The sequence below is a fragment of the Variovorax sp. GW821-FHT09D07 genome, assembly GCF_059416345.1.
The window spans coordinates 103,708-129,140 of record NZ_JBWKOY010000014.1 but is presented as its reverse complement, the minus strand read 5'-3'; the positions used below and the strand labels follow the sequence as shown (position 1 = coordinate 129,140).

27 protein-coding genes are annotated in these 25,433 nt (G+C 69.4%); 16 read left to right on the top strand and 11 right to left on the bottom strand.

What is annotated here, in order from left to right:
• The first annotated feature begins 111 nt into the window (after positions 1-111).
• The 4 genes from AC07OX_RS30485 (at position 112) to AC07OX_RS30470 (ending at position 2,884) form a co-directional block, all read left to right on the top strand.
• On the top strand, positions 112-1,023 hold the full coding sequence (locus AC07OX_RS30485) for a 2-dehydro-3-deoxygalactonokinase (protein ID WP_495263162.1): 912 nt from the start codon (positions 112-114) through the stop codon (positions 1,021-1,023).
• Positions 1,020-1,661: a 2-dehydro-3-deoxy-6-phosphogalactonate aldolase gene (locus tag AC07OX_RS30480; protein WP_495263161.1), complete on the top strand. Its 642-nt coding sequence runs from the start codon at positions 1,020-1,022 to the stop codon at positions 1,659-1,661. Before AC07OX_RS30485 ends, AC07OX_RS30480 begins: the two co-directional genes overlap by 4 nt.
• Before the next feature lie 48 nt (positions 1,662-1,709).
• The gene (locus tag AC07OX_RS30475; RefSeq protein ID WP_095746253.1) at positions 1,710-2,447 is read left to right on the top strand and encodes an aldolase; all 738 of its coding nucleotides are present in this window, start codon (positions 1,710-1,712) and stop codon (positions 2,445-2,447) included.
• Positions 2,448-2,560: 113 nt separating this feature from the next.
• A complete protein-coding gene (locus AC07OX_RS30470; protein WP_495263160.1) occupies positions 2,561-2,884 on the top strand; it encodes a hypothetical protein in 324 nt (107 codons plus the stop codon).
• 5 nt (positions 2,885-2,889) lie between these two features.
• On the opposite strand, the gene AC07OX_RS30465 is transcribed toward AC07OX_RS30470, so the two are convergent.
• The 4 genes from AC07OX_RS30465 to AC07OX_RS30450 all read right to left on the bottom strand — a co-directional run bounded on the left by AC07OX_RS30465 (position 2,890) and on the right by AC07OX_RS30450 (position 6,960).
• Positions 2,890-3,597: an SDR family oxidoreductase gene (locus tag AC07OX_RS30465; RefSeq protein ID WP_095949009.1), complete on the bottom strand. Its 708-nt coding sequence runs from the start codon at positions 3,595-3,597 to the stop codon at positions 2,890-2,892.
• A gap of 38 nt (positions 3,598-3,635) precedes the next feature.
• Positions 3,636-5,060: an MATE family efflux transporter gene (locus AC07OX_RS30460; RefSeq protein ID WP_495263159.1), complete on the bottom strand. Its 1,425-nt coding sequence runs from the start codon at positions 5,058-5,060 to the stop codon at positions 3,636-3,638.
• Positions 5,061-5,075: 15 nt separating this feature from the next.
• On the bottom strand, positions 5,076-6,392 hold the full coding sequence (locus AC07OX_RS30455) for an MFS transporter (RefSeq protein WP_495263158.1): 1,317 nt from the start codon (positions 6,390-6,392) through the stop codon (positions 5,076-5,078).
• Positions 6,393-6,504: 112 nt separating this feature from the next.
• Positions 6,505-6,960, bottom strand: coding sequence for a MarR family winged helix-turn-helix transcriptional regulator (locus AC07OX_RS30450; protein ID WP_070062480.1), 456 nt, complete (start codon positions 6,958-6,960; stop codon positions 6,505-6,507).
• A gap of 75 nt (positions 6,961-7,035) precedes the next feature.
• On the opposite strand from AC07OX_RS30450, the gene AC07OX_RS30445 reads away from it, so the two are divergent.
• The 9 genes from AC07OX_RS30445 (at position 7,036) to AC07OX_RS30405 (ending at position 17,116) form a co-directional block, all read left to right on the top strand.
• Positions 7,036-7,602, top strand: coding sequence for a PaaI family thioesterase (locus AC07OX_RS30445; RefSeq protein ID WP_062480131.1), 567 nt, complete (start codon positions 7,036-7,038; stop codon positions 7,600-7,602).
• 225 nt (positions 7,603-7,827) lie between these two features.
• Positions 7,828-10,383 (top strand): phage head spike fiber domain-containing protein, encoded by a 2,556-nt coding sequence (locus tag AC07OX_RS30440; RefSeq protein WP_495263157.1) that lies wholly within the window; start codon positions 7,828-7,830, stop codon positions 10,381-10,383.
• 155 nt (positions 10,384-10,538) lie between these two features.
• Positions 10,539-11,600 carry a Fe(3+) ABC transporter substrate-binding protein gene (locus AC07OX_RS30435; protein ID WP_062480133.1) on the top strand — a complete coding sequence of 354 codons (1,062 nt, stop codon included), beginning with the start codon at positions 10,539-10,541 and terminating at the stop codon, positions 11,598-11,600.
• Positions 11,601-11,635: 35 nt separating this feature from the next.
• Complete coding sequence (locus AC07OX_RS30430) at positions 11,636-13,321, top strand: ABC transporter permease (protein WP_495263156.1); 1,686 nt, start codon at positions 11,636-11,638, stop codon at positions 13,319-13,321.
• The gene (locus AC07OX_RS30425) at positions 13,318-14,001 is read left to right on the top strand and encodes an ABC transporter ATP-binding protein (RefSeq protein WP_495263155.1); all 684 of its coding nucleotides are present in this window, start codon (positions 13,318-13,320) and stop codon (positions 13,999-14,001) included. Before AC07OX_RS30430 ends, AC07OX_RS30425 begins: the two co-directional genes overlap by 4 nt.
• A 14-nt stretch (positions 14,002-14,015) precedes the next feature.
• Positions 14,016-15,269 carry a hypothetical protein gene (locus AC07OX_RS30420; RefSeq protein ID WP_495263154.1) on the top strand — a complete coding sequence of 418 codons (1,254 nt, stop codon included), beginning with the start codon at positions 14,016-14,018 and terminating at the stop codon, positions 15,267-15,269.
• Between the two features lie 101 nt (positions 15,270-15,370).
• Positions 15,371-16,051 carry a glutathione S-transferase family protein gene (locus AC07OX_RS30415; RefSeq protein ID WP_369646251.1) on the top strand — a complete coding sequence of 227 codons (681 nt, stop codon included), beginning with the start codon at positions 15,371-15,373 and terminating at the stop codon, positions 16,049-16,051.
• A gap of 59 nt (positions 16,052-16,110) precedes the next feature.
• The gene (gene gloA / locus AC07OX_RS30410) at positions 16,111-16,524 is read left to right on the top strand and encodes a lactoylglutathione lyase (RefSeq protein ID WP_307587386.1); all 414 of its coding nucleotides are present in this window, start codon (positions 16,111-16,113) and stop codon (positions 16,522-16,524) included.
• Between the two features lie 25 nt (positions 16,525-16,549).
• Positions 16,550-17,116, top strand: coding sequence for a DUF1697 domain-containing protein (locus AC07OX_RS30405; RefSeq protein WP_495263153.1), 567 nt, complete (start codon positions 16,550-16,552; stop codon positions 17,114-17,116).
• A gap of 4 nt (positions 17,117-17,120) precedes the next feature.
• On the opposite strand, the gene AC07OX_RS30400 is transcribed toward AC07OX_RS30405, so the two are convergent.
• From AC07OX_RS30400 to AC07OX_RS30385, 4 genes are all read right to left on the bottom strand, one after another.
• Entirely contained in the window at positions 17,121-17,849 is a 729-nt protein-coding gene (locus tag AC07OX_RS30400; RefSeq protein ID WP_447746308.1) for a haloacid dehalogenase type II, read from the bottom strand.
• A 2-nt stretch (positions 17,850-17,851) separates the two neighbouring features.
• On the bottom strand, positions 17,852-18,487 hold the full coding sequence (gene eda, locus AC07OX_RS30395) for a bifunctional 4-hydroxy-2-oxoglutarate aldolase/2-dehydro-3-deoxy-phosphogluconate aldolase (RefSeq protein ID WP_495263152.1): 636 nt from the start codon (positions 18,485-18,487) through the stop codon (positions 17,852-17,854).
• Between the two features lie 41 nt (positions 18,488-18,528).
• Positions 18,529-20,358, bottom strand: a complete 1,830-nt coding sequence (edd, locus tag AC07OX_RS30390) for a phosphogluconate dehydratase (RefSeq protein WP_495263151.1) — start codon at positions 20,356-20,358, stop codon at positions 18,529-18,531.
• 201 nt (positions 20,359-20,559) lie between these two features.
• Positions 20,560-21,117 (bottom strand): OmpA family protein, encoded by a 558-nt coding sequence (locus AC07OX_RS30385; protein WP_495263150.1) that lies wholly within the window; start codon positions 21,115-21,117, stop codon positions 20,560-20,562.
• Between the two features lie 135 nt (positions 21,118-21,252).
• Between AC07OX_RS30385 and AC07OX_RS30380 the strand changes: the two genes are divergently transcribed.
• Positions 21,253-21,948, top strand: a complete 696-nt coding sequence (locus AC07OX_RS30380; RefSeq protein ID WP_495263300.1) for a gamma-glutamylcyclotransferase — start codon at positions 21,253-21,255, stop codon at positions 21,946-21,948.
• A complete protein-coding gene (locus tag AC07OX_RS30375; protein ID WP_159270842.1) occupies positions 21,945-22,484 on the top strand; it encodes a superoxide dismutase family protein in 540 nt (179 codons plus the stop codon). The genes AC07OX_RS30380 and AC07OX_RS30375 overlap by 4 nt, the downstream gene beginning before the upstream one ends.
• Before the next feature lie 17 nt (positions 22,485-22,501).
• On the opposite strand, the gene AC07OX_RS30370 is transcribed toward AC07OX_RS30375, so the two are convergent.
• Positions 22,502-23,071 (bottom strand): nucleotidyltransferase family protein, encoded by a 570-nt coding sequence (locus AC07OX_RS30370; protein ID WP_495263148.1) that lies wholly within the window; start codon positions 23,069-23,071, stop codon positions 22,502-22,504.
• Positions 23,072-23,100: 29 nt separating this feature from the next.
• On the opposite strand from AC07OX_RS30370, the gene pdxH reads away from it, so the two are divergent.
• The gene (gene pdxH / locus AC07OX_RS30365) at positions 23,101-23,757 is read left to right on the top strand and encodes a pyridoxamine 5'-phosphate oxidase (RefSeq protein ID WP_095746271.1); all 657 of its coding nucleotides are present in this window, start codon (positions 23,101-23,103) and stop codon (positions 23,755-23,757) included.
• A 7-nt stretch (positions 23,758-23,764) separates the two neighbouring features.
• On the opposite strand, the gene AC07OX_RS30360 is transcribed toward pdxH, so the two are convergent.
• Positions 23,765-24,979, bottom strand: a complete 1,215-nt coding sequence (locus AC07OX_RS30360; RefSeq protein WP_495263147.1) for an OmpA family protein — start codon at positions 24,977-24,979, stop codon at positions 23,765-23,767.
• Complete coding sequence (locus AC07OX_RS30355; RefSeq protein WP_495263146.1) at positions 24,979-25,362, bottom strand: hypothetical protein; 384 nt, start codon at positions 25,360-25,362, stop codon at positions 24,979-24,981. The genes AC07OX_RS30360 and AC07OX_RS30355 overlap by 1 nt, the downstream gene beginning before the upstream one ends.
• Positions 25,363-25,433: the final 71 nt, after the last annotated feature.

The following is a 25,433-nucleotide window of genomic DNA, read 5'->3' as shown; positions in this document are numbered from 1 at the left end:
GCAGCGAAATCAAGGAGGAGGGCGAAGCCCGGGGGACATTCGCGGAGGGAAGTACCCGGTGGCCTGGGCACGCGCCCCGAACCGACTCTCGAAACGCAACAGACGACAGAAATGACAAGACTCATCGCCATCGACTGGGGCACAAGCTCGCTACGCGGTGCATTGCTCGACCCGAGCGGACAGGTCATCGAAGAGCGCAGCGACGCCCGCGGCATCCTCACCGTGCCTGAGGGCGGTTTCCCCGCCGTGTTCGAGTCGCTGTTCGGCGACTGGATGCGCCTGGAAGACACGCGCTGCCTGATCTCCGGCATGGCCGGCAGCAAACAGGGCTGGGTCGAAGCGCCCTACTGCCCCTGCCCCGCGGGCCGCGTGGAAGTGGGTCGCAAGATCATCGACATCGCCGCCCTCCCCGGCGCGCGCATCGCCATCGTTCCCGGCCTCAGCGACGAGCACGCCGGCGTGCCCGACGTGATGCGCGGCGAAGAGGTGCAGATCCTCGGCGCCATGACGATCACCGGCCTGGACGACGGCGTCTTCGTGCTGCCCGGCACCCACAACAAATGGGCCACGGTCAAGAAGGGCCGCGTCGCCGGCTTTCGCACCTACATGACGGGCGAGTTCTACGCGCTGCTGAGCCAGCACTCGATCCTGGGGCGCACGCTCGACGCCGCCGCGCCGCTCGACGAAGCCGCGTTCCTCGAAGGCGTCACGCGCTCCGAGAACGGCCACGGTCTGCTGCACAACGCCTTCGGCACCCGCACGCTCGCGCTGTTCGAGCGCATGCCCAAGGAAGAGCTGTCGAGCTACCTGTCGGGCCTGCTCATCGGCGAGGAGCTGCGCACGCAATCCGTACAGGCCGTCGGCGAGGTCGTGCTGATCGGCTCTTCCACCCTCACCCAACGCTACACCCTGGCCCTGCGCGCCACCGGCGTCGCCACGCGCACGCTCGGCGCCGAAGCCACCTGGGCCGGACTGCACACGCTGTCCGGCTTCCTCGACACCGACAGGACACCCGCCCCATGACCACGCCCCTCGACAAATTCAACGCCGCGATGCAGGCCCTGCCGCTCGTGGCGATCCTGCGCGGCCTCTCGCCCGCCGAAGCCGCCGACGTGGGCGACGCCATCGTCGAGCCCGGCTTCCGGCTGCTCGAAGTGCCGCTCAATTCGCCGCAGCCGCTGGAGAGCATCGCGCTGATGCGCCAGCGCTTTCCCACCGCGCTGGTCGGCGCGGGCACCGTGCTCGACGCCAAGCAGGTGCGCGAAGTGCATGCGGCCGGCGGCGAGCTGATCGTGTCGCCCAACTTCAATGCCGACGTCATCGCCGAGGCCGCGCGCCTGGGCATGGCGTGCCTGCCCGGCGTGATGACGCCGACCGAGGCCTTCGGCGCGCTCGCGGCCGGCGCCACGGGCCTCAAGCTGTTCCCGGCCGAACTGGCCTCGCCCGCCGTGGTCAAGGCCCTGCTCGCGGTGCTGCCGGCCGGCACGCCCGTGATGCCCGTGGGTGGCATCGCCCCCGACAACATGGGCGCGTGGCGCGCGGCTGGCGCCGCCGGCTTCGGTATCGGCTCGTCGCTCTACAAGCCCGGCAAGACCGCCGCCGCCGTGCGCGAAGACGCGCAGCGCTTCGTGGCGGCCTGGGCCGGCCTGGCCCGCGCCTGATCCGGCACGAACAATTCACCCACCACAAGAAAGAAGGAGACCCCCGTGATGTCCGCCGATTCCGAATACGCCAGCCCCGCCGTGCGCCAGTTGCGCGAAGACCTCGCGCTCGCGCTGCGCGCCGCGGCCCACCACGGGCTGTCCGAAGGGGTGTGCAACCATTTCAGCGTGTTGCTGCCGGGCGCGCAGGACCGCTACCTGATCAACCCGCGCGGGTTGCACTGGAGCGAGATCGGTCCCGACGACATCGTGCTGATCGACGTGCACGGCGAAGTGCTCGCGGGCCGCCACCGCGTGGAGCCCACCGCCCTCTTCATCCATGGCGCGGTGCACCGGCTCACGGGCCACGCCGTGGTGCTGCATTGCCACATGCCCTACGCGACGGCGCTGACGCTCACGGTCGACCGCGCGCTCGACCCCACCGCCAGCCAGAACGCCATGCGCTACATGAACCGCATCGCCATCGACGCCGAGTACAACGGCCTGGCATTGGACGACGCCGAGGGCGAGCGCATCGCGCGCGCCATGGCCGGCAAGGACGTGGCCTTTCTCGCGAACCACGGCGTGATCGTGGCGGGCGGCACCATCGCGCATGCCTACGACGACCTGTACTACCTGGAGCGCGCCTGCCTGCACCAGGTGATCGCGCAATCGACCGGGCGCCCGCTGGTGCCCGTCAACGCCAAGCTGGCCGCGCATGTGGCGGCGCAGATCCAGGGCGAGAGGGAACAGTCCGATCTGTTCTTCGAAGCCCTGCGGCGCATGCTGCCGGCCCCGCAACGCTGAAAAAGCGTGCGCGCAGCGGCTTACAGCTCTTCATGCGATTTCGCTTCCGGCTTACAAGAACTTCACATAATGGCGCGACGATGAGGCATCGCAATCACTCCCCAGGAGTCGCCATGAAAAAGCTGACATTCGCCTTCGGTGCTGCCGCCCTGCTGTCGCTGGCCGCCCTCACCGCGCCGGCCCATGCCCAGGCCGGCGGCCCGTTCATCCAGGCCCAGGTGTACGTGACGCCGGCGCCGCCGCGCCATCACTACTACGCCCCGCCGCCGCCCCCGCGCCACTACCACCCGGGCTACTACGACGGTCCGCGTCGCCACGGCTATTACGACCACGGCCGCCGCGACTGGGAAGGCCGTCGCCACGGCCGCCGGGACAACGACGGCGACGGTGTGCCCAACCGTTACGACCGCCGCCCCAACAATCCCTACCGCTACTGACGTCCTCAGGCCGGCGGGCTCGCATAGGCGGGCCGCTCGGTCGACAGGCTCTGCTTGAGCTGGCGCGTGACCTCGTCGGCCAGCACCTCGGGCAGCCCCGCTTCCACGCCCGCCAGCGCCTGGCGCGCCGCATCGTCGGGCGAGGTCTTGGGACCGGGCAGGCGCGCCGCCATGTCGGTGTCCATGAGCGCCACGTGCAGGCTCGTGACCTGCGTGCCCTGCCCCGCCAGCTCGTTGCGCAAGCCGTTGCTCAGCGACCAGGCCGCCGACTTGGTGGCGCTGTAGGTCGCCACGCCGGGGAACGTCGTCCAGGCCAGGGCCGACAGCACGTTGAGGACCGCACCACCGCCATTCGACGCGAGCACGGGCGCAAAGGCCTGCGTGAGCGCCCAGGGGCCGAAGAAGTTGGTCTCGAACTCGGCGCGCGCCGCGGCCACTGCGTCGGCCGAACCCAGGAAGCTCGATCCGCGCGAGATGCCCGCGTTGTTGACCAGCAGCGTCACGTCGCCGCAGGCGCGCACGGCGGCCTCGATCTGCGCGGGCTGCGTCACGTCGAGCGCCACGGGCACGACGCCCGCGAGCGTGATGCTCTTCGGGTCGCGCGCGGCCCCGTAGACCTTGCGTGCGCCGGCCGCGAGTGCCGCCTTGGCGAACGCCAGGCCGAGCCCCCGGTTGGCACCGGTGATGAAGACGACGGAATCCTTGATCTGCATGGCGAACCTTTCGTTGATGAAAAGAAAAAGTGAGCGCTTCAGGCCTGCGCCACGCGGCGCAGCAGTCCCTGGGTCGTGCGCGGCCAGCCCACGCGGCCGAACCACGCACCGCCCGCGATGGCCGAGGCGATGACGATGCCGTACACCACCAGCGCCACACCCTGCGCCGCGAACACGCCGGTGAGCCCGCCGCCCCAGCGCAGCGCCAGCCAGCCGCCCGTGCCCGCCACGGCGAGCCGCGCGATGTTGCCGAGCACCGGCCACAGCAGCCGGCCCGCACCCTGCGAGGCGAAGTACAGCACCAGCCCGACGCCGAAGAAACCGTACAGCGGCCCCACCACGCGCAGGTAGTGTGCGCCGGTCTCGAGCATCACGGGGTCGTGGCCGAACAGCATCAGCCACGGACGCGGGAACAGCGCGGCAGCCAGCCCGATGACCTCGGCCATGCCGAAGGCCAGCGCCGCGCCGGCCCAGGTGGCACGCAGCGCACGCTCGCGCAGCCCCGCGCCCATGCAGGTGCCGACCATCGCGACCAGCGGCGCACCGAGGCCGAACACCAGCGGCACCAGCAGGTACTCGAGCCGCGACGCGGTGCCGTAGCCGGCCAGCGCGCCCGCGCCGAAATGGCCGGTGAGCGCGGTGGCGATGCCGATCGACAGGTTGGTCGCCACGGTCGACACCGTGCCCACCAGCCCGATGTGCAGGATGTCGCGGAACAGCGGCCAGCGCATCTGGAACGCCGCCAGCGTGGGCCGCAGCAGGCTGCGCGGCGAGCGCAGGTAGGCGATGAGCGCGAGCGAGCCCAACAGGTAGTACAGCAGGAGCGCCAGCGCCCCGCCCGCGATGCCCATGCCGCCCCACGGCCCGATGCCGAAGATCAGGAGCGGCGATGCCGGAATGAGGAATACCACGCCCACCACCGTCACGTTGGCCGGCACCGCCATGTTGCCGGTGCCGCGGATGATGGCGGACAGCGAGTTGAAGAGCCACACCAGCACCGCGCCCGCGAACACCCAGTTCGAGTACGTGAGCGCGGCTTCCAGCGCGGCGCCGGTGCCGCCCATCACGCCGTACAGCCAGCGCCCGCCCAGCAACAGCGCGAGCGTGAAGCACAGGCCGAAGCCGATCGCGATGACCACCGCATGCCACACCAGCGCATCGGCGTCGCCCCGGCGGCGCGCGCCCAGCGCACGCGCGATCGACGAGGCGATGCCGCCGCCCATCGCGCCGCTGGAGGTCATCTGCATCAGCATGACGATGGGGAACACCAGCGCCATGCCGGCCAGCGCGTCGGTGCCGAGCTTGCCGACGAAGTACGTTTCGATGAGCCCGACGGAGGCCTGCGCCAGCATCACGAGCACATTGGGCGCGGCCAGCCGCAGCAGCGTGGGGATGATGGGCGCCTCGAGCAGGCGGCGCGTGCGCGGGTCGAGGTCGCCGTTCGCTTGTTGCGTGGTGGTCATGCGGGTCTCCGGCAGTCAGGCGCGTGCGGCGGCGTTGGCGGTGGCCGCGGCTGGTGCAGCGGCGGTCTTGGCGGGACGGCGGATCGCCATCACGATCAGCGCCGCGAACAGGCAGGCCGCGCCGGCCGTGTACAGCGCCGGCGTGTAGGTCAGCAGCAGCGTGCGCGCAAAGCCCGCGCCGTAGGCCGCGGTGGCCGCGCCCAGCTGGTGGGCGGCGAAGATCCAGCCGAACACCAGCCCGACCTTGGCGGGGCCGAAGGCAGCGCCCGCGAGCTTGACGGTCGGCGGCACGGTGGCGATCCAGTCCAGGCCGTAGAACATCGCGAACAGGCCCAGGCCGTAGATCGTGAACTCCGAATGCGGCAGCCAGAACAGCGACAGCCCGCGCAGGCCGTAGTACCAGAAGAGCAGCTTGCGGTTGTCGTAGCGGTCGGACAGCCAGCCCGACAGGATGGTGCCGACGAAGTCGAAGGCGCCCATCATCGCGAGCACCGAGGCGGCGGGCACGGCGCTCATGCCGTAGTCGCCGCACAGCGAGATGAAGTGCGTCTGCACCAGGCCGTTGGTGCTCAAGCCGCAGATGAAGAAGGTGCCGGCCAGGATCAGGAAGGTGCGGTTGGTCGCCACCTCGCGCAGCACGCGGAACGGCGTGGCGAAATTCATCGTGAACGCGGGCGCCGGCGCCGGCTGCGTGCCGGGCGCCTCACCGTAGGGCAGCAGGCCGATGTCCGACGGCCGGTTGCGCACCAGGCACAGCGCGAGCAGCGCGATCACCACGCTGCCCACCACGATCGGCACGATGGCCGAGCGCCAGCCCCAGTGCTCGATCATCCAGGCCGCCAGCGGCAGGAAGGCCAGCTGGCCGGTGGCCGCGCTGGCCGTGAGCATGCCCACGACCAGGCCGCGCCGCGCGACGAACCAGCGGTTGGCCACCACGGCGCCGAGCACCAGCGCCGTCATGCCGGTGCCCAGGCCGAGCATCAGACTCCACAGCACGAACAGCTGCCACAGCTGCGAGGCCGTGGTGACCAGCGCCATGCCCAGCCCGACCAGCGTGAGGCCGGCGCACATCACCGCGCGCAGGCCGTAGCGTTCCATCAGCACCGCGGCGAACGGGCCCATGAGGCCAAACAGCGCAAAGCGCAGCGCAAGCGCGGACGATATCTGCTCGGTGCTCCAGCCGAACTCCTCGCCGAGCGGCTTCATCATCGCGCCCGGCAGGCCGAGCGCGGCCGACATGGTGAGCATGGTCAGGAAGGTGACGGCGGCGACGATCCAGCCGTAGTGGATGCCGCGGCGCTGCAGCCATGCGGAGACGTGGGTGGCGAACATGGGACCTCTGGAACTGTTGGAATGGGTCGGGGGAGAAACGAAGAGACAGGGAATCCGGCCGCGCGGCTTCGTAGACGCGGAACGTGTTCGTTGTGGGGGGTGGCGGGACGCGTCAGTCCTGCACGTCGACCGGCTCGCCCGTGCCCAGCAGCGCGAGCGACTCGTCGATGAGCGCATGCAGTGCCAGCACGCGCTCCACGCCCAGCAGCGCATTGAGCTTGAGCTGTGCCGTCTTCCAGTGCTGTTGCGCTTCGCGCCACTTGGCGTCGCCGGCGTCGGTGAGCGACACCAGCCGGCTGCGCGCATCGGCGCCCGCCACTTGCGCCACCCAGCCCGCGGTGATGAGCGGCTGCAAGTTGCGGCTCAGCGTGGACGCGGTCATCTTCAACTCGCCCGCCAGGTCGACCGGGCGCATCGGGCCCAGGCGCTTGAGATGCGACAGCAGCGAGTACTGCGTGGTCTTGAGGCCGCTGCGCGACACCTCGGCGTCGTAGTGCTGCGTCAGGCGGCGCATCAGCTGGCGCGTCTTGAAGCTGGTGCAGCCGCGGGGTTGGGTGGGTGTGTCCATGGGGTATTATTGTATGTGCAACTATTGCATATGCAATCAACCCCTCCCCGCAAAGCCCCCAGCAGGAACACAGGCATGACGCAGCAAGCTTTCACCGACACCCCCTCCAATCTGCTCGACGCATGGATCGCCGAAGAACGGCAGATCGCCGAACGCCTCGAGAACGGTCCCGGCCCCGGGCTCGCGCGCCCCGAGCAGGTCGCCGGCAAGACTGGCCTGGAGGTCATGCAGGCCATGCTCAACGGCGAGATTCCCTACGCCGCCATCGCCAAGACGCTGGACTTCACCATCGTCTCGGTCAGCAAGGGCATCGCCATCTTCCAGGGCACGCCGCTGCCGCAGCACCTGAACCCGCTGGGCACCATCCATGGTGGCTGGGTCGCGACGATGCTCGACTCGGCGCTGGGCTGCTCGGTCCACACCATGATGCCGCCCGGTCGCGCGTACACGACGGCCGAACTCAGCGTGAACTACGTCAAGGGCCTCACGCCGAAGGTGCAGCGCGTGCGCGCCGAGGGCAAGGTGATCCACTGCGGCAAGCAGCTCGCCACCGCCGAGGCGCGGCTGGTCGGGGCGGACGGCACGCTGTATGCGCATGCGACGACGACGTGCCTGGTGTTCGAGGTGCCGGCGGGGCGGTGAAGCAAGGGCCCCGTCTTCGTTGAACCGCAGGGCGCCCCGCCCTCCTCTGAAGGCCGACATATGTCGGCCTTTTTCGTTGGGGCGTTCGGCGAGAAAGTCGTCATCGCCAACCAAGGAAAAGACTGCCATGGCCGCCATGGGCTGGCCGGCGGCGGAACCCTCCGTCGCCGAACCCGAAGGCACCGCCTGCGTTCGCGCGAGGCAGCCCGCAGAGGACCCAACCAGATGACAACGACACTTACCGAAAAGACTTTTGCCGAGCTGTTCACCTATGCGGGCGGCACGAACGGCTCTCGCGTCAACGCCCAAGGCTTCATCGAGCCCTGCGCCACGCCGCGCTTCGACTTCGATCCGATCACGAAGGTGGCGAAGGGGCTGCTCATTGAAAACGCGCGAATCAACCAATTGGCATTTTCGTCGCGATTTGAAAACGCGGTCTGGGCGAAGACGAGCGTCACCGCCGTGCCTGGCGCAGCCCAGGCGCCGAACGGACGTTGGGATGCTTGCAAGCTGACCTTGCTCAACGGCGGGATCGCGTCCGTGGGCCGCGCGTCGCAGACGACTGCCAAAGCGGCGGCCGCAATCACCTACGCCTTTTCTTTCTATGCGAAGGCCGCAGGCTCTTCGAATGGATGGACCTTCGCTTCCGGCGCGACAACAGGCGAAAGAATCAGCTTCGCATTCGACCTGTCGGCCTTGACCATCTCCCTCTTCACCATCTCTGTCTTTACGGAGGTGTCGAAACGGATCGTCGATGTCGGCGGTGGGTGGCGCAGGGTCGAGATCGTCTTCACGACAGACGCATCCGCGGCGCTGACCGCGGCCGTCTACCCCGGCGCAGCGACTGCCGGCACCGGTCCCGGCGACGGCGTCGCCGGCCTCTACATCTGGGGTGCGCAGCTCGAAGTGGGTGCGTTCGCCAGCTCCTACATCCCCAGTTGGGACGGGGTCACGGCACGCGCCTCCATCGGCAGCTACTGCGACGCCAAGGGCATCCTGCGCTATGCGGCGGCAGGCGTTGCGCGCAACAGCTACGAGCCGTCGAACCGGGCGCTGCCGCCTGTGCTGATGGTCGAAGAGCAGCGCACGAACATCTTGGCCAAGAGCAACGACATGCACCTATGGTCGGGTGGAGGAATGGTGCGCAACACTGGCAAGACGGCACCAGACGGCTCGCTCCGAGCAGCGGAGTTCTCGGGGCCGGCCACTTCGCCCAATTTCCTGTCCGTTGCGGCTACGGCAACAGTGATGACGTACTCGGTTTATCTCAAGAATGTTTCGCGAACCGCCGTCATCGACCTGCTGCTGCGAAATAACACGACTGCCTTCAACGGCGCGCCTGGGAGCGTGAACCTCCACAGCGCCACTCCCTCAATCTCGGGTACTGGTTGGGAAATGCGAGACGTCGGCGGGGGCTGGTTCCGGTGCACCTACACATCGAACATGCCAATCGCGGTCGGCGATACGCTGACCTGCTACGCAGTGGCCTCAGGTGCTCGACCAGACAATGGCGCCTGCCTCGCGTGGGGCGCCCAACTCGAAGCCGGCACGTTCGCCACCAGCTACATCCCTAGCACCGAGACCTTCACTGGCCGTGCGTCCATCGGGACCTATTTCGACTCGACGGGTGTGATGAAGACTGCCGCGGCTGGCGCGGCGCGGATGACCTACAACCCAACCGATCTGAGCATCGCGCCGTGGCTGATGCAGGAGGGGCAAAGCACGAACCTGCTGCTCAACAGCCAGATCGCCGCTGGGGTCGCCGGCGGGACCACGCCGCCACTGGTCTCCAGCGAAACGGTGGACGGAGAAGCCTGCGTTGCAACGACCTTCACACCGGCCATGACCTCCACGGGCTACGCGGGTTGTCGCATGCAGGGTGGTTCCGGAATTGGCGCAACGGTCATGGGAGGCACCGCCTACAGTTCGAGCAGCTACGTGAAACTCAGTCGACCGCTGACCGGAAGCGAGTCGATCACGATGTACTACACGGGCATCTCCGCGCTTGGCTCATTCATCATCACTGCGGCGAATTCGGCCCAGTTCGTGGACAGATTCACGCGGGCGGTTGTTCAAAATGTGACGGCTGCGGGCAGCACCAGCGGAGGGGTCTACCCGGTCGTCAACGCAAACACGGTTGTCACAAGCACTCTGACTGTCTGGATATGCAAAGGCCAGGTCGAGGTGGGACCTGTTGCAACCAGCTACATCCCCACGACGACCGCAACGGTCACCCGAGCGGCGGACGCCGCCACCTCGACCGCGGCCACCCGCCAGGCAGACACGGCAACCTCCGCGGCCACGACACGCGCCGGCGACGTCATTCGCGTCGACACGACCAAAGGCTGGTGCAATGCCGCCGAAGGCACCCTCTTCATGGAGTTCGGACGGCCGAGAGAAGGAGACTCGTCGACGCGCAACCTGATCGAGATTGGCTCCGCCATCGCCAACCGGGTCGGCATCGGCTTCAATACGACGGGGTCCGCCTACGCGTATTCCAACGCCAATGGCGTGTCAGGCCCAAGCACGCCAGGGGTCGGACTCCTCGGCACCCCCGTTGGAAGCCCGGTCAAGACCACGGTCAGCTATGGCGCCGACGGCCTTCGCTACGGATGCAACGGCCAGTTGTTCAAAGCGGACATGACGACGGTCCCGCCCATGAACTTCCTGGGCATCGGGAACCTTGCCACCGGCGGCAACCAGCCGTTCCTTCATGTCCGATCGGTGCGATACCAACCGCAGAAACTGACGGATGCGGAAGTCGTGGCCTTGACGGCCTAAAGCCCCCGGCCGAGCGCTTCGCAGTAAACCCTCAACCCGTAAGCCAAAGGAAAACCCACCCCTCCCCGTCAGTGATAATTGTTCTCATCAGCGACGCACCCGCCGTCGCCGATGCCTTTTCTAGAACACCTCACCGCACCTGGAGGATCCTCTTCATGACCGACCGTTCCGGCCCCCAGGGCCGCGTGGCGCACGCCCTCCTCGGCGTTTCCGCCGCCTGGCTCGCCCTCACCGCCCTGCCCGCGCACGCCGCCAATGACGAGCTCACGCTCTACACGACGCGCGAGCCGGCGCTGATCCAGCCACTGATCTCGGCGTTCAGCGCGCAGAGCAAGATCAAGGTCAACACGGTGTTCGTGAAGGACGGCCTGCTGGAACGCGTGAAGGCCGAAGGCGCGCGCTCGCCGGCCGACGTGCTGATGACGGTGGACATCGGCAACCTCGTCGACCTCGTCGAAGGTGGCGTGACGCAGCCGGTGAAGTCGGCCGCGCTCGAGTCGGCCATTCCGGCCAACCTGCGCGGCGCCGACGGCCAATGGTTCGCGCTCTCGCTGCGCGCACGCGTGCTGTACGCCGACAAGAACCAGCCGCTGACCAGTTTCCGCTACGAAGACCTGGCCAACCCGAAGTACAAGGGCAAGGTCTGCATCCGCGCCGGCCAGCACCCCTACAACACGGCCCTGGTGGCCGCGATGATCGCGCACGACGGCGAAGCCAAGACCGAGCAGTGGCTGCGCGGCGTCAAGGGCAACCTGGCGCGCAAGGCCACCGGCGGCGACCGCGACGTGGCGCGCGACATCCTCGGCGGCATCTGCGACATCGGCGTGGCCAACTCGTACTACGTGGGCCAGATGAAGAGCGCCAAGGAAGGCACCGACGCGCGCAAGTGGGGCGACGCCATCAAGGTGATCCGCCCGACCTTCGCCAGCGCCAAGAGCGGCGGCACGCACGTGAACATCAGCGGCGCGGCCGTGGCCAAGAACGCGCCGCAACGCGCCAACGCGGTCAAGCTGCTCGAGTTCCTGGTGTCGGAGCCGGCCCAGGCGCTGTACGCCGACGCCAACTACGAGTACCCGGTGCGCAAGGGCGTGGCCCTCGACCCGATCATCGGTCAGTCCATCGGCGAACTGAAGGTCGACCCGCTGCCGCTGACCGAGATTGCCAAGTACCGCAAGCAGGCCAGCGCCCTCGTCGACAAGGTCGGCTTCGACCAGTGACCTTGCATGGCCGGGCACACCTTGCCGGCAACTGAATGCTGATTGCGCGGCGCCAGCCGCCGGGCCTGCGCGCCGCGGGCCCGGCATGGCGCTGCGCGTCGTTCCTGATCGCACTCGGCGTGCTCGCGCCGGTGCTCACGCTGGCCTGGCTCGCGTTCGGCTCGGGCGTCGGCCACTGGGGGCCGCTGTTCGCGCACGTGCTGCCGCAGGCGGCGCTCAACACGGCGCTGCTGCTCGCGGGCGTCGGCACCCTCGTTCTCGTGATCGGCACCGGCTGCGCCTGGCTGGTCACGGCGCATGACTTTCCCGGCCGCGGCGTGCTCAACTGGGCGCTGCTGCTGCCGCTGGCGATGCCGACCTACATCGTCGCCTTCGCCTACCTCGACCTGCTTCACCCGATCGGCCCCGTGCAGGGCGCGATCCGCTGGATGCTGGGCTTCGACAGCCCGCGCCAGTTCCGCCTGCCCGACCTGCGCTCGATGCCGGGCGCGATCTTCGTGCTGGGCTTCGTGCTCTACCCGTACGTCTACATGACGGCGCGCGCGATGTTCATGACCCAGCCGGCGCACCTGCTGGAAGCGGCGCGCACGCTGGGCGAGAACCGGCGCGGCGCGTTCTTTCGCGTGGCGCTGCCGCTGGCGCGGCCGGCGCTGGCCGTCGGCCTGAGCCTGGCGCTGCTCGAGACGCTCAACGACATCGGCGCCTCCGAATTCCTCGGCGTGAACACGCTGACGGTGGCGGTCTACACCACCTGGATCACGCGCTCCGACCTGGCCGGCGCCGCGCAGATCGCCTGCGCGATGCTGTTCGTGGTGGTGGCGCTGGTCTGGCTCGAACGCAACGGCCGCCAGCACCAGCGCTTCGGCTCCGCGCAGCGCATGCGCGCGGTGCAGCCCCGGCGCCTGCACGGCGGCGCGGCCTGGGCGGCGACCGCGACGGCGGCGCTGCCGGTGCTGATCGGCTTTGTCGCGCCTGCGCTGTACCTGGTCTGGGAAAGCGGCAAGCGGCTGCACCAGGGCGGCGGCATTTCGCAGGGCCTCGTGGCCAGCCTGGGCAACACGCTGGCGCTCGCGGCGGGCGTGACGGTGGTGGCCGTGGCGGCGGGGCTGGTCGTGGCCTGGGCCTCGCGCAGCCAAGGCACGAGCCTCAACCGCGCCCGCTGGCAGGCGCGCGTGGCCACGCTGGGCTACGCGGTGCCGGGCACCGTGCTCGCCATCGGACTGCTGACACCCGCGCTGGCCTTCGACGCGGCGCTGGCCGGCGCGATGGGCTGGCAGGGCCTGCCGTTGATGGGCGCAGGCATCGTGCTGGTCATGGCCTGCGCCATCCGTTTCCTTGCGATGCCCGTGGGTGGCATCGAAGCCGGGCTGGCGCGCATTCCGCCGGCCATCGAGCAGGCCTCGCGCCTGCTTGGCGAAACCACTGGCGGCACGCTGCGCCGCGTGCACCTTCCGCTGCTGCAGCCCGCCATCGCGGCGGGCGCGCTGCTGGTCTTCGTCGACGCCATGAAAGAGCTGCCGGCCACGCTGCTGCTGCGCCCGGCCAATTTCGACACCCTCGCCACCTGGCTCTACGCCGAGGCCGCGCGCGGCACCTACGAGGAAGGCGCGATCGCCGCGCTGGCCATCGTGGTCGCCGGCCTGCTGCCGGTGGTGCTGCTGGCGCGCAACCAGCTCGGCACGACGCCGGCGGTGACGCCTCCCGACACGGACCCCGCATGAGTTCCCCGCTTCATCTCGACTCGCTCCAACTCGCGTACGACACGCCGCGCGGCCCGCACACGGTGGTCGACGCCTTTTCGCTGAACCTGCCCGCGGGTGAGATCGCCTGCCTGTTCGGCCCCTCGGGCTGCGGCAAGACCACGGTGCTGCGCGCCATCGCCGGCTTCGAGCCCGTGCGCGCCGGCACCATCCGCCTCGGCGACACGCTGCTGTCGTCGCCCCAGAAGCACCTGCCGCCCGAGCAGCGGCGCGTGGGCATGATGTTCCAGGAGTACGCGCTGTTCCCGCACCTGTCGGCCGCCAGGAACGTCGCCTTCGGCCTGCGCCGCCTGGGCCGCGCGGAGCAGCAGGCGCGCGTGGCCGAGATGCTCGCGCTGGTCGGCCTGGCCGAGGCCGGCGAGCGCTACCCGCACGAACTGTCGGGCGGCCAGCAGCAACGCATCGCACTGGCCCGCGCGCTGGCGCCCTCGCCGGCCTTGCTGCTGCTGGACGAACCGTTTTCCAATCTCGACGGCGGCACGCGCGAGCGCCTGACCGCCGAGGTGCGCGGCATCCTGAAGAAGGCCGGCCAGACCGCGATCCTGGTCACGCACAACGAGGCCGAAGCGCATGCGATGGCCGACCGCATCGGGGTGATGCACAACGGGCGGATCACGCATTGGCTGGAGACGGCCTCGTAGAAGGAGGCACTCCGATGCACAAGGCGACCCGACTCCTCCTCGCATGGGCGACGTTGCTCGGGTCGGCGATGCCAGCCCTGGCGGAAGTCCGCACGGTCTACCAAGGCACCCTCGGCACCAGCGAGGTCGTGCTCGAAATGAATGCTTCTGGCGGTGGGCGGTATTTCTATCGCCGCCACGGTGTCGACATTCCGCTCTCCGGGCCAGTGACGAAGCTCGTGGAAGCCCTCCCGATCCAGGGCGAGGCGATGTACCGGGCGGCACAAGGCGGCAACGCGCCGTTGTTCGAAGATGCGCAGACCCGGCAGCCGGGCCCGACGTGGCGCGGCCAGGTGGTTGACGGCACTTTTGCCGGAAGCTGGAGCGATGGCCCTGGCAAGAAGGACGTCGCGTTCGAGCTTCGACAGGTTCGCCAGTACGACCCAGACCGGAGTCCCGGCGCCACTGCGCCGGTGACGCGCGCCATCCCGCCAGGCAACACCACTGGCGCGGCTTCGGACGCACCGGTTTCCATCGAGACAGCCCCCTACGACCACCTGAAGCTGCAGACCTCGTTCAAGCAAGGCGCGGAGCACGTCAGCGGAGCGGTGGCATGGCGCATGGTCATCGATCCGCGCACGCGCTTTTCCTATCCGCGGCTCACGCGACACCCGGATGCGCGCATGGTCGAGAAAGTCAACGCCATCCTCGCGCGCAGGCATGGGCAACTCAACCTCGCCGCGCTCGAATGCAAGGCCACCCTCTACACCGCGACGCACCCGGCGGCCGGCTCGCTGGGTGACTACGACGCGGAATCGGTGCGCGTCACCTTTCTCAGCCCGACGCTGATGAGCGTCGTCGAATCGGGGAGCACTGACTGCGGCGGCCCCCATCCCCACAACCACTACGCGCCCTACACGCTCGACCTGGTCCGTGGCGAGTACCTCGACTTCGATCGCCTGTTCCGCACGTTCACCAGGACACCGGACGGGTTCGTGCCGAGCAAGACGCTCATGGCGCTGATCGGGAAGAAGCTGAAGGCAGAGGGACGTGGGCCCCACTCCGCCGCGTCTGCAGACCCGCAGTCCACGGGTTGCGACGAGGTGTGGCCCGAGTACCTGGCATTGCATTTCGAGCGCACCCGCGGGCGCGATGCGCTGGCCGTCGCGGTCAGCGGCGTGCCGCATGCGCTCGGCGCCTGCCTCGGCACCACGGTGGCGCTGCCGTTCACCGAACTCAAGCCCCTTCTCAAGCCTGCGGCCGGCGCGTACCTTTTTCCCAAGCCGTAGCTACCGGGCGGCGCCCGAATGGGCTTTTCCAGAAAAGGTTGTTCAGGACCGCAAGAATCGCGGCGATCCGACCACCCATTTCTTCGAAGACGGAACGCCCCATGACCCAGGCCCTCACCCTCGTCAGCCACCTGCTGTGCCCCTACGTGCAACGCGCCGCGATCGCGCTGCACGAGAAGAACGTGCCCTTCGAGCGCGTCGTGATCGATCTCGCGAACAAGCCCCAGTGGTTTCTCGACATCTCGCCGCTGGGCAAGGTGCCGTTGCTGAAGGTGCAGCGCACCGACGGCACCGAGGCCGTGCTGTTCGAGAGCAACGTGATCTGCGAGTACCTCGAGGAGACGCAACCCGGCGCCCGCCTGCACCCCGAAGACCCGCTCGCACGTGCGCAACACCGCGCATGGATGGAGTTCGGCTCGGCCATCCTCGCCGACCTGTGGGGCTACGAGACCACGCAGGACGCCGCCGTGTTCGCGCAGAAGCGCGACGCGCTGGCCGCTAAGTTCGAACGCGTCGAGGCCGCACTGGCGCAAGGCCCCTATTTCGCGGGCGAAGCCTTCAGCCTCGTCGACGCAGTGTTCGCACCGGTGTTCCGCTACTTCGAGGTGTTCGATGCGATCAGCGATTCGCACCTGTTCGACGCGCTGCCCAAGGTGAATGCCTGGCGCCATGCGCTGGCGGCGCGCCCCAGCGTGCGCGCGGCGGTGGTGCCCGAGTACCCACAGCATCTGATGGATTTTCTGAAAAAGTACCAGGCGCACCTGCTGACGCTGGCGGCTTGATCGCAAGAAGCAGAGGGCGACAATAGCCCCCTTCCCCCCATAACGACACGACCCACGAGATGCGACTTCTCCACACCATGCTGCGCGTTGGCAATCTCCAGCGCTCCATCGACTTCTACACGCAGGTGCTCGGCATGACGCTGCTGCGCACGTCGGAAAACCCCGAATACAAGTACAGCCTCGCCTTCGTCGGCTACGGCAACGGCAACCCCGACCAGGCCGAGATCGAGCTCACCTACAACTGGGGCACCGAGCGCTACGAGCTCGGCACCGCCTACGGCCACATCGCGCTCGGCGTGCCCGACGCCTACGCGGCCTGCGACAAGATCAAGGCCGCCGGCGGTAACGTGACGCGCGAGGCCGGTCCGGTCAAGGGCGGCACGACGGTGATCGCCTTCGTGACGGACCCTGACGGCTACAAGATTGAATTGATCCAACGCAACGAGAACGCCGCGGGCGGCGGCCTGCGCTGAGCCGTTTCGGGCCGCACCCCACACCATGGCAAGCCCGAAGAAAAAGAAAGACGCGCCGCTGACGCGCTACGTCGCCCTGCTGCGCGGCGTGAACGTCAACGGCATCACGATCAAGAGCGCCGACCTGAAGGCGCTGTTCGTCGACGAACTCGGCTTCGGCGCGGTGCGCACGGTGCTCGCCAGCGGCAACGTGCTGTTCGACACCGACGCGCCCGATGCCGCCGCGCTGCGCACGCGCATCGAGCAGGCGCTGCGCCAGTGCTTCGGCTACGAGGCGTGGATCGTGCTGCTCACACAGCAGCGCGTGGCCGACATGGCCGCGAGCTACCCCTTCGAACGCATCGACGACACGCACCACCCGTACCTCGTGTTCGGCTCCGACGCCGCGATGCTCGACGAGATCATGGACAAGGCCGGCGCGGTCGATTCCAAGGTCGAGCGGCTGGTGCGCGGCGATGGCGTGCTGTACTGGCAGTGCCCGCGCGGCGAAAGCCTGGAGACGCCGGTGGCCAAGCTGCTCGCGAAGACCCGCTACAAGTCGAGCACCACCACGCGCAACCTGCGCACGGTGGAAAAGCTCATCACGGACTGATTGATCAGCAGCCCAGCCGGTCGGCCAGCGCGACGATGTCGCGCACATGCAGGCTGTTGTCCGGCTGCGGCGACACGTCCTTCGGCTGGTTGCGGCCGAATTCGTGGGGCCGCTCGATGTACGCCGTCTTCAGGCCGCACACGCGCGCGGCCGCCAGGTCGTCGTGGTGCGCCGCGGCGAGCATGACCTGCCCCGGCGTCGCGTCGAACACGCCCGCCACCCCGAGGTAGGTGCGCGGGTCGGGCTTGTAGGCCTTGAACACCTCGGCCGACAGCACGCAGTCCCAGGGCAGGCCGGCGCGCTTGGCCATCTCGGTGAGCAGGCCGATGTTGCCGTTGGAGAGCGTGCAGATGGTGAACTTCTTCTTGAGCCGCGTGAGCCCCTCGACCGCGTCGGGCCAGGCCGGCAGGCGGTGCCAGGCGCGGCTCAGGTCGCGCTTGGCGGCGCTGTCGAGGTGGTCGGCCAGGCTGAAGTCGTGCAGCACCTGTTCGAGCATGCTCAGGTGCAGCTCGTCGAGCAGCGTGAAGCCGCCCTCGCCGGCCGCGATGCGTTCCATCACGGCCTTCATGGCGGGCTGGTAGCCGGCGCGCCAGGCCAGCGCAAAGGCCGCGCCGTCCACGCCGGGCAGCACGCGCTCGACCTCGGCCGCGATGCCGCTGTGCCAGTCGACCACCGTGCCGAACACGTCGAACGCGATGACCTTGAGGTCGCCCGCGTCGAAATCGGCCGACATGCTCAGCGCGGCAGCTGGCTCGCGGCGCGCGCCAGTTGCTCGATGCGGGTCCAGTCGCCGTCGCGGATGGCGTCGGTCGGCACGATCCACGAGCCGCCCACGCAGGCCACGTTCGACAGCGCGAGGAACTCGGCCGCGTTGCCCGCATGGATGCCGCCCGTGGGGCAGAAGGTGACGTCGCCGAACGGGCCCTGCCAGGCCTTGAGCATCGGCAGGCCGCCCGCTTGCAGCGCGGGGAAGAACTTCAGCTGGGTGTAGCCGTCTTCCTGCGCCGTCATGATCTCGCTGCCGGTGGCCACGCCGGGCAGCAGCGGCAGGCCGAGGTCGTGGCAGGCCTTGCCGACCGCGCGCGTGTAGCCCGGGCTCACGCCGAACTTCGCGCCGGCCAGCGCCGAGGCCTGTGCGTCGGCCGCGCTGCGGATGGTGCCCGCGCCGGCGACGGCCTCGGGCACTTCCCTGGCGATGGCCTCGATGCACTGCAGCGCCTGCGGCGTGCGCAGCGTGACTTCGAGCATGCGGATGCCGCCTGCGACCAGCGCGCGCGCCAGCGGCACGGCGTGCTTCACGTCGTTCAGCACGATGACCGGAATGACGGGTGCGTCGCGCATCACGTCGAGGGGGGTGAGTCTGTCTGTCATCTCATGGCTCCAAAAGTTTCTTGCGGCCCGCGTGGGCCCCGTCACATCCAGGTGCAGGCGCCCTCTTCGGCGGTCAGTGCGTTGCGGCGCATGCCGGCGAACAGTTCGCGGCCCAGGCCGTGGCCGTCCGCGATGCGTTGTGCGTCGGACAGCGTCGCGGTCTCGCGCGCGGCCCATTCGTCTTCGGGCAGCAACACGGCGAGCGTACCCGCTACGGCATCGAGACGGATCAGGTCGCCGTCGCGCACCTTGGCCAGCGGGCCGCCGGCAGCGGCTTCGGGCGACACGTGGATGGCCGCGGGGATCTTGCCCGAGGCACCGCTCATGCGGCCGTCGGTCACCAGCGCCACGCGGAAGCCCTTGCCCTGCAGCACCGACAGCGGCGGCGTGAGCTTGTGCAGCTCGGGCATGCCGTTGGCCTGCGGGCCCTGCCAGCGCACCACGCAGACCACGTCGCGCTCCAGCTCGCCGGCCGTGAACGCTTTTTGCAGCGCGGCCTGCGAGTCGAACACGCGGGCGGGCGCTTCGATGATGTGGCGGTCGTCGGGCACCGACGACACCTTGATCACGCTGCGTCCCAGGTTGCCGCTGAGCAGCTTGAGGCCACCGGTGGCGCTGAAGGGGCTGGCCACCGGGCGCGTGACGGCTTCCTTCTGCAGCGGCGCAGCGGGCGTCCATTGCAGCGTGTTCTCGCCGGCCAGCGACGGGATGTTGGCGAATTCGCGGATGCCGCCGGCGCGCACCGTGAGCACGTCGGCGTGCATCAGGCCGGCCTCGACCAGCTCGCCGATCACGAAGCCCGGGCCGCCGCAGGCCTGGAACTCGTTCACGTCGGCGCTGCCGTTGGGGTACACGCGCGTGAGCAGCGGCACCACGTCGGACAGCTGGGAGAAGTCGTCCCAGTCGATGAGGATGCCGGCAGCGCGCGCCACGGCCACCCAGTGGATCAGGTGGTTGGTGGAGCCGCCGGTGGCCAGCAGCGCGACCATGGCGTTGACGATGCAGCGCTCGTCGACCATCTCGCCGATGGGCGGGCAGTTGAAGGCCGCGTCGCTCGCCTTGCCGAGCACCGAACGCACGGCCTCGCGCGTGAGCGTCTCGCGCATGGCGTCGCCGGGCTGGATGAAGGCCGTGCCGGGCACGTGCAGGCCCATGGCCTCCAGCAGCATCTGGTTGCTGTTGGCGGTGCCGTAGAAGGTGCAGGTGCCGACCGTGTGATAGGCGGCCATCTCGGCCTCGAGCAGGCCCTGGCGGCCCACGAGGCCCTGCGCCGCCTGCTCGCGCACCTTCGACTTGGCGGTGTTCGACAGGCCCGAGGGCATCGGCCCGGCGGGCACGAAGACGGTGGGCAGGTGGCCGAAGTGCAGCGCGCCGATCAGCAGGCCCGGCACGATCTTGTCGCACACGCCGAGCATCAGCGCGCCGTCGAACATGTCGTGCGTGAGCGCGACGGCGGTGCTCATGGCGATCAGGTCGCGGCTGAACAGGCTCAGCTCCATGCCGGGCGTGCCCTGCGTGACGCCGTCGCACATGGCGGGCACGCCGCCGGCGACCTGCGCGGTGGCGCCGTGGCGGCGGGCCTCGTGCTTGATGATGTCCGGGTAGCCTTGGTACGGCGCGTGGGCCGAGAGCATGTCGTTGTAGGCGGTGACGATGCCCAGGTTGGGCGCGCGCTCGGCCACCACCTTGAACTTGTCGTTGGCCGGGATACCCGCCACGGCGTGCGCCACGTTGGCGCAGCCCATGCGGTCGGAGCCGCGGTCGCGGGCGCGGATCTCGGCCAGGCGCGTGAGGTAGGTGCTGCGCGTGTCGCGGCTGCGCGCGCGGATGCGATCGGTGACGTCGCGGACGGTGGGGTGTGTGCTGCTCATGGGGAAGTTGGCTCTTGCTGCGTGTCGCCGGCGCGACTGTGGGCCTGGAGGCCCATCGTACCAATTCGAGCGCGACGCCCCGATGAAATCCGGCCGCAGAACGATACGAAATTACTCAGGCATGCACCCGGCCGCGTGCAGGCACAAAAAAACCCGGCCATGCCGGGTTTTTTGATGGGGGGATGCGGAAGGCCGGATCGCTCAGTCGATCAGCCGGACCTCGACGCGGCGCGCCTCGGCGTTGTTGCCCGATCCGGCGGTGACGGCGGGCTTCTGCAGGTCGATCTTCTCGGCCGGCACGCCCAGGCCTGCCAGCACCTCGCGCACCATCTGGGCGCGCTTCTTGGCCAGTTCCTCGTTCACGGCGGCATCGCCGGTGGCGTCGTGGAAGCCCGAGACCACCGCCTTGCGGCCGCCCTCGACGCCCTTGATGACCAGGGCCAGCGCCTCGGCGGCGCCCGGTGCGAGGTCGGCGCTGCCGGTCGCGAAGTAGAAGTTCACCACGCCGCCGACCACGCGGATGCTCGCGCCGTCGGGGATCACCACGGTGACGGTCTCGGTGACTTCGGTCACCTGCACCGCGCCGCCCGGCGCCGCTGAAGCCGAAGCCGAAGCCGCGACAGCGGGCTTGGCCTGCGCGGCCGTCGCGCCCAGACCCTTGTGCCAGAAGGCAACGCCGATCACGAACATGATCACGAGCGCGATCAATGCCACCAGGAAGCCGAGGGCGAAATTCTGCTGGCTGTCGTCGTTGTTCATGGAAGCGCGGTCTCCGTAGGAAAGGGGTCGGTAAATAATGGTGCGGTGAACCATGATCACGAAATTGTAGGCGCCACCCCCGACACCCCCGTGTCAGCCGTCGCGCCGGACCCCGGTCCGCCGGGGCTCGACCCCATGCCCCGTCCGCTGCGCGACCCGCAGCCGATGCTGGAACGCGCGATCGCCGACTGGGGCGGGCGCGACGATCTCTGGCTGTTCGGCTACGGCTCGCTGATCTGGCGGCCCGAGTTCGGCTTTGCGGAACGGCGCGCGGCCTCGGTGCACGGCTGGCACCGCGCGCTCAAGATGTGGAGCCGCGTCAACCGCGGCAGCGTGCAGACGCCGGGCCTGGTGTTCGGGCTGCTCTCGGGCGGCAGCTGCCGAGGCGTGGTGTTCCGCGTGCCGAAGGCCGAGGGCCTGGAGACGCTGAAGCGCCTCTGGCTGCGCGAGATGCCGACCGGCGTGTACGACCCCAAGTGGCTGCAATGCGGCACCGCCGAAGGGTCGGTGCGCGCGCTGGCCTTCACGCTGTCGCGACGCAGCCCCAACTTCACGGGCGAGCTCAGCGACGAGCGCTACCGCCACATCTTCGCGAATGCCGTGGGCCGTTACGGCAGTTCGCTCGACTACGCGCGCCAGACCCTGCTCGAGCTGCAGCGCCACGCGATCCACGACGCGGCGCTGGCCCGGCTGGTGGCGCTGGCCACCGAGCCGCCATTTCAGACACCCGCCGATTGCGGGACAGCCCCGGCTCCGGTATACGTTGCGGGGTCTTCGGACACCGCGTCCTCTCAACCCTCCACCCCGTTCATCAACAAGGAAAACCAATGATCCATCGCCGTCTCCTCGCCACTGGCACCGCCCTCCTCGCCACTGCCGTGCTCGCCGCCTGCGGCAGCATGGGCGGCAAGCCGAGCACCACAGTCGAGCTGACGCCGACCGCCGCCGTCACGCCCAACCCCGCGCGCGGCTCGGTGACGCTCACCGCCCTCGACCACGGCGTGCGCGTGTCCGGCGAGGTGCGCGGCCTGGCGCCGGGCAGCGAGCACGGTTTCCACATCCATGAAAAGGGCGACTGCGGCAACAACGGCAACGCCTCGGGCGGCCACTTCAACCCGGCCGGCGGCACGCACGGCAAGTTCTCCGCGCCCGGCAGCCATGCCGGCGAGCTGCCCAGCCTCGTGGCCGATGCCAGCGGCGTGGCGCGCTTCAGCGTCGACAACCACGCGATCTCGCTGACCGACGGCACCGCCAACAACGTGCGCGGCCGTGCGCTCGTGGTGCACCGCGACCGCGACGACTTCACGACGCAGCCCGCCGGCAATTCCGGCCCGCGCGTGCTCTGCGCGGTCGTTGCCCAGAACTAAGCAAAAAGTGTGAATGGTCAGGCGCCCACGCGCGCCTGCCAGAGCGCCTCGGCCCGCGCCAGGGCCTCGGGCGTGTCGATGTCGGTCACGACGCCGGCATCGTCCACGGCCAGATCGATGACCGAATCGATGGCACGCATCGCACGCAGGACGGACGATGCGCCCAGATTCCCCTCCAGCGCCGCCAGCTGCGCCCAGCAGCCCGCCGCAAAGCCCACCGGATGCCCGCGCTCGCCCCGGTACTCCGGCTGCACGGCATTCACCCGCCCGCCGAGCGAGGCGGCCACCGCCCGCAGCGTCGCGGGCTGCACCAACGGCAGGTCGCCCGGCAGGATCAGCCAGCCCGCAGCGTGGGGCGTGGCGCGCACGGCCGCGGCAATCGAATCGCCCATGCCGGGGTGACCCGCGTCTTCCAGGTGCCACGGCAGGCCGCTCGCGCGCACCGCGTCGAGCGTGCGCTCGAGCACCGGCCGGCCCGCGAGCAGCGCCTTCAGCTTGGAGCCCGTGCCGCCGGCCGCGATGAAACGCTCGCCACGGCCCGAGGCCAGCACGATCACGGTCGGGGAGTTCGCCTCTGTCGTCGTCATGGGCGAAGTATGTGCGCAACAATCCCGGCATGACTTCTTCCCCTCTTTCCAAGGACGCGCTGGCCGCGCTGCGCAAGAGCTACGAGCGCGCCGAGCTCGACGAGACCCGCAGCGCCGCTGACCCGATCCAGCAGTTCGAGCGCTGGCTCACCGAGGCCGTCGACGCGCACATCCCCGAGCCCAATGCGATGACGCTGTGCACCGTGGGCAGCGACCTGCGGCCGTCCAGCCGCATCGTGCTCATCAAGGGCTACGACGCGCGCGGCATCGTCTGGTACACCAACTACGACAGCCGCAAGGGCCGCGAGCTGTCGGGCAACCCGTATGCCTCGCTGCAGTTCCACTGGGTCGAACTGGAGCGCGTGGTGCGCATCGAAGGCCGCGTGGAACGCGTCAGTGCCGAGGAGAGCGACGCCTACTACGCCAGCCGCCCGCTCGATTCACGCATCGGCGCCTGGGCCAGCCCGCAGAGCGAAGTGATCAGCGGGCGCGACGTGCTGGTGAAGAACGCCGCCGTCTACGCCGCCAGGCACCTGCTCTCGCCGCCGCGGCCGCCGCACTGGGGCGGCTTCCGGCTGGTGCCCGACCGCTGGGAGTTCTGGCAGGGCCGCAAGAGCCGGCTGCACGACCGGCTGCGCTACCGGCTCGAAGGCGCGGACTGGGTGCGCGAACGCCTGGCCCCTTAAGCCTGGCTCAAGCCTCGCAAGTCGCGACCTTGAATTCGACGCGCCGATCGAGCGCGTCGCTCGCATCGTCGGCGCCCGTGCCGACGATGTTCTCGCGAAAGCCCATGCCGGCTTCGCGCAGCTTCTTCGACAGCGGCGGCGCCTCGCCCACCAGCCGCGCCTTGACGCTGGTCGCGCGCTGCAGCGACAGCCGCTCGTTGACCGCCTCCGAGCCCGTGCGGCTCGTGTGGCCCGTGACCACCACGCACGACTCGATCTGCGCCGCCTGCCGCGCGATCTGGCGCAGCCACATCGGGTAGGCCGCGCTGATCTTCGGGTCGGCCAGGAAGTCGGTCGAGCCCGGCTTGAACAGGAACTTGACGCTCAGGTTGTTGCTCTCGAGCCCCAGCCGCGCCAGCGTGCCGAAGGTGCGCTCGGCATCGGCCGTGCGGCCCAACTGCGACTGCGTGAGGTACAGCCCGCTGTAGATGCGCAGCTGCTGGCCGTCGGCGCGCTTCGACGCGGCCTCGTAGCGGCTCAGGGCCTCGCTCATGCGGCCGGCCTCGTAGGCGGCGGTGGCCTCCTGCAGCACCGTGGCGGTCGGCAGGCGCTCCAGGTACAGCGCGTCGGCGGCCTGCCCGGCCGGCGTCTCGGCGGTGCGGATGTAGCCCTCCACGCCGCGGTCCTTGCCGTTCACGGGGCTGTCGCGGAAGAAGGCGGTGGGCCGTGTGTCGAGCGAGGCATCGCTGATGCGCGCCACCGACTGCGCGATCACCATGCCGCTCTTGATCTCGGTCATGGCGAGGTTCAGCCGGTACGGCGCGCCCGAGGCGTCCTTGTCGCGCACCAGCGTGCCGTTGAGCACGTACTGCGCGTTGCCGATCTCGTTGGCGTTGAACGGCGTCACGGTGAACTGCTTGAACTGCGCCTGCATGCGCTGCACGATGCGCTGCTCGGCCACGCGCGTCACCTCGGTCTGCTGGCCGCTGGCGCCTTCGAGCAGCGGGTCGATCACGATGCGCCGCTGCGTCAGCGTGGACTCCACCTTGGCCAGGAAGGCCGGCAGCTTCTGGGTCTGGACCATGAGGTCGTCGACCGCCTGGGTGACGGCCTGGTCGAAGGGCATGGCGCTGCTGGGCGCGGGGCGGTGCGCGCAGGCGGCGGCCAGCAGCGCGGCGGTGCACAGCGCCAGCACGCGCCACAGGGTTCGGGGGACGGCGGTGTTCGTGGTGGTCGTGGTCATCAGCACTGGCTCCTCAAAATGGTCATGTCCTGGTCCGACAGCGGCTCGCCCACGGCGGCGCGCATGTTGATCTCGCTGCAGCGTTTCGATGGCGCGGGGCGCCGCTCGACGGGTTCGCGATGCGCCTCGGGCGCCGGGGCCGGGGCTGCGGTGGCGGTGATCTGCGGGCGCGGCTTCGGCGCGGGCCGCACGACGGCGGGCTTGGGCTCCGCGTCCCTGGCCGGCGGCGCCTCAACCGGCACGGGAACGGCCAGGCAGGGCGTGCGGCATGGCTTGGCCTCGCCTGCCGCATGCGCGCGTGCGCCGTGCAGCGCGATCACCGTCGCGACCACCGCCGTCACTGCAAGGGCAAGGGGCGAAACACGCGCCGGGTAGATCGTCATCAGCCGGCAAATGTAGGGGCGCGAACGCCGCTCGCCAGCCCACCAAACGGCCACCCCTGCCAAACGGCATA

Coding starts and splice junctions, on each gene's coding strand:
- AC07OX_RS30485 (WP_495263162.1), top strand. CDS start 112: ATGACAAGACTCATCGCCATCGACTGGGGCACAAGCTCGCTACGCGGT.
- AC07OX_RS30480 (WP_495263161.1), top strand. CDS start 1,020: ATGACCACGCCCCTCGACAAATTCAACGCCGCGATGCAGGCCCTGCCG.
- AC07OX_RS30475 (WP_095746253.1), top strand. CDS start 1,710: ATGTCCGCCGATTCCGAATACGCCAGCCCCGCCGTGCGCCAGTTGCGC.
- AC07OX_RS30470 (WP_495263160.1), top strand. CDS start 2,561: ATGAAAAAGCTGACATTCGCCTTCGGTGCTGCCGCCCTGCTGTCGCTG.
- AC07OX_RS30465 (WP_095949009.1), bottom strand. CDS start 3,597: ATGCAGATCAAGGATTCCGTCGTCTTCATCACCGGTGCCAACCGGGGG.
- AC07OX_RS30460 (WP_495263159.1), bottom strand. CDS start 5,060: ATGACCACCACGCAACAAGCGAACGGCGACCTCGACCCGCGCACGCGC.
- AC07OX_RS30455 (WP_495263158.1), bottom strand. CDS start 6,392: ATGTTCGCCACCCACGTCTCCGCATGGCTGCAGCGCCGCGGCATCCAC.
- AC07OX_RS30450 (WP_070062480.1), bottom strand. CDS start 6,960: ATGGACACACCCACCCAACCCCGCGGCTGCACCAGCTTCAAGACGCGC.
- AC07OX_RS30445 (WP_062480131.1), top strand. CDS start 7,036: ATGACGCAGCAAGCTTTCACCGACACCCCCTCCAATCTGCTCGACGCA.
- AC07OX_RS30440 (WP_495263157.1), top strand. CDS start 7,828: ATGACAACGACACTTACCGAAAAGACTTTTGCCGAGCTGTTCACCTAT.
- AC07OX_RS30435 (WP_062480133.1), top strand. CDS start 10,539: ATGACCGACCGTTCCGGCCCCCAGGGCCGCGTGGCGCACGCCCTCCTC.
- AC07OX_RS30430 (WP_495263156.1), top strand. CDS start 11,636: ATGCTGATTGCGCGGCGCCAGCCGCCGGGCCTGCGCGCCGCGGGCCCG.
- AC07OX_RS30425 (WP_495263155.1), top strand. CDS start 13,318: ATGAGTTCCCCGCTTCATCTCGACTCGCTCCAACTCGCGTACGACACG.
- AC07OX_RS30420 (WP_495263154.1), top strand. CDS start 14,016: ATGCACAAGGCGACCCGACTCCTCCTCGCATGGGCGACGTTGCTCGGG.
- AC07OX_RS30415 (WP_369646251.1), top strand. CDS start 15,371: ATGACCCAGGCCCTCACCCTCGTCAGCCACCTGCTGTGCCCCTACGTG.
- gloA (WP_307587386.1), top strand. CDS start 16,111: ATGCGACTTCTCCACACCATGCTGCGCGTTGGCAATCTCCAGCGCTCC.
- AC07OX_RS30405 (WP_495263153.1), top strand. CDS start 16,550: ATGGCAAGCCCGAAGAAAAAGAAAGACGCGCCGCTGACGCGCTACGTC.
- AC07OX_RS30400 (WP_447746308.1), bottom strand. CDS start 17,849: ATGTCGGCCGATTTCGACGCGGGCGACCTCAAGGTCATCGCGTTCGAC.
- eda (WP_495263152.1), bottom strand. CDS start 18,487: ATGACAGACAGACTCACCCCCCTCGACGTGATGCGCGACGCACCCGTC.
- edd (WP_495263151.1), bottom strand. CDS start 20,358: ATGAGCAGCACACACCCCACCGTCCGCGACGTCACCGATCGCATCCGC.
- AC07OX_RS30385 (WP_495263150.1), bottom strand. CDS start 21,117: ATGAACAACGACGACAGCCAGCAGAATTTCGCCCTCGGCTTCCTGGTG.
- AC07OX_RS30380 (WP_495263300.1), top strand. CDS start 21,253: ATGCCCCGTCCGCTGCGCGACCCGCAGCCGATGCTGGAACGCGCGATC.
- AC07OX_RS30375 (WP_159270842.1), top strand. CDS start 21,945: ATGATCCATCGCCGTCTCCTCGCCACTGGCACCGCCCTCCTCGCCACT.
- AC07OX_RS30370 (WP_495263148.1), bottom strand. CDS start 23,071: ATGACGACGACAGAGGCGAACTCCCCGACCGTGATCGTGCTGGCCTCG.
- pdxH (WP_095746271.1), top strand. CDS start 23,101: ATGACTTCTTCCCCTCTTTCCAAGGACGCGCTGGCCGCGCTGCGCAAG.
- AC07OX_RS30360 (WP_495263147.1), bottom strand. CDS start 24,979: ATGACCACGACCACCACGAACACCGCCGTCCCCCGAACCCTGTGGCGC.
- AC07OX_RS30355 (WP_495263146.1), bottom strand. CDS start 25,362: ATGACGATCTACCCGGCGCGTGTTTCGCCCCTTGCCCTTGCAGTGACG.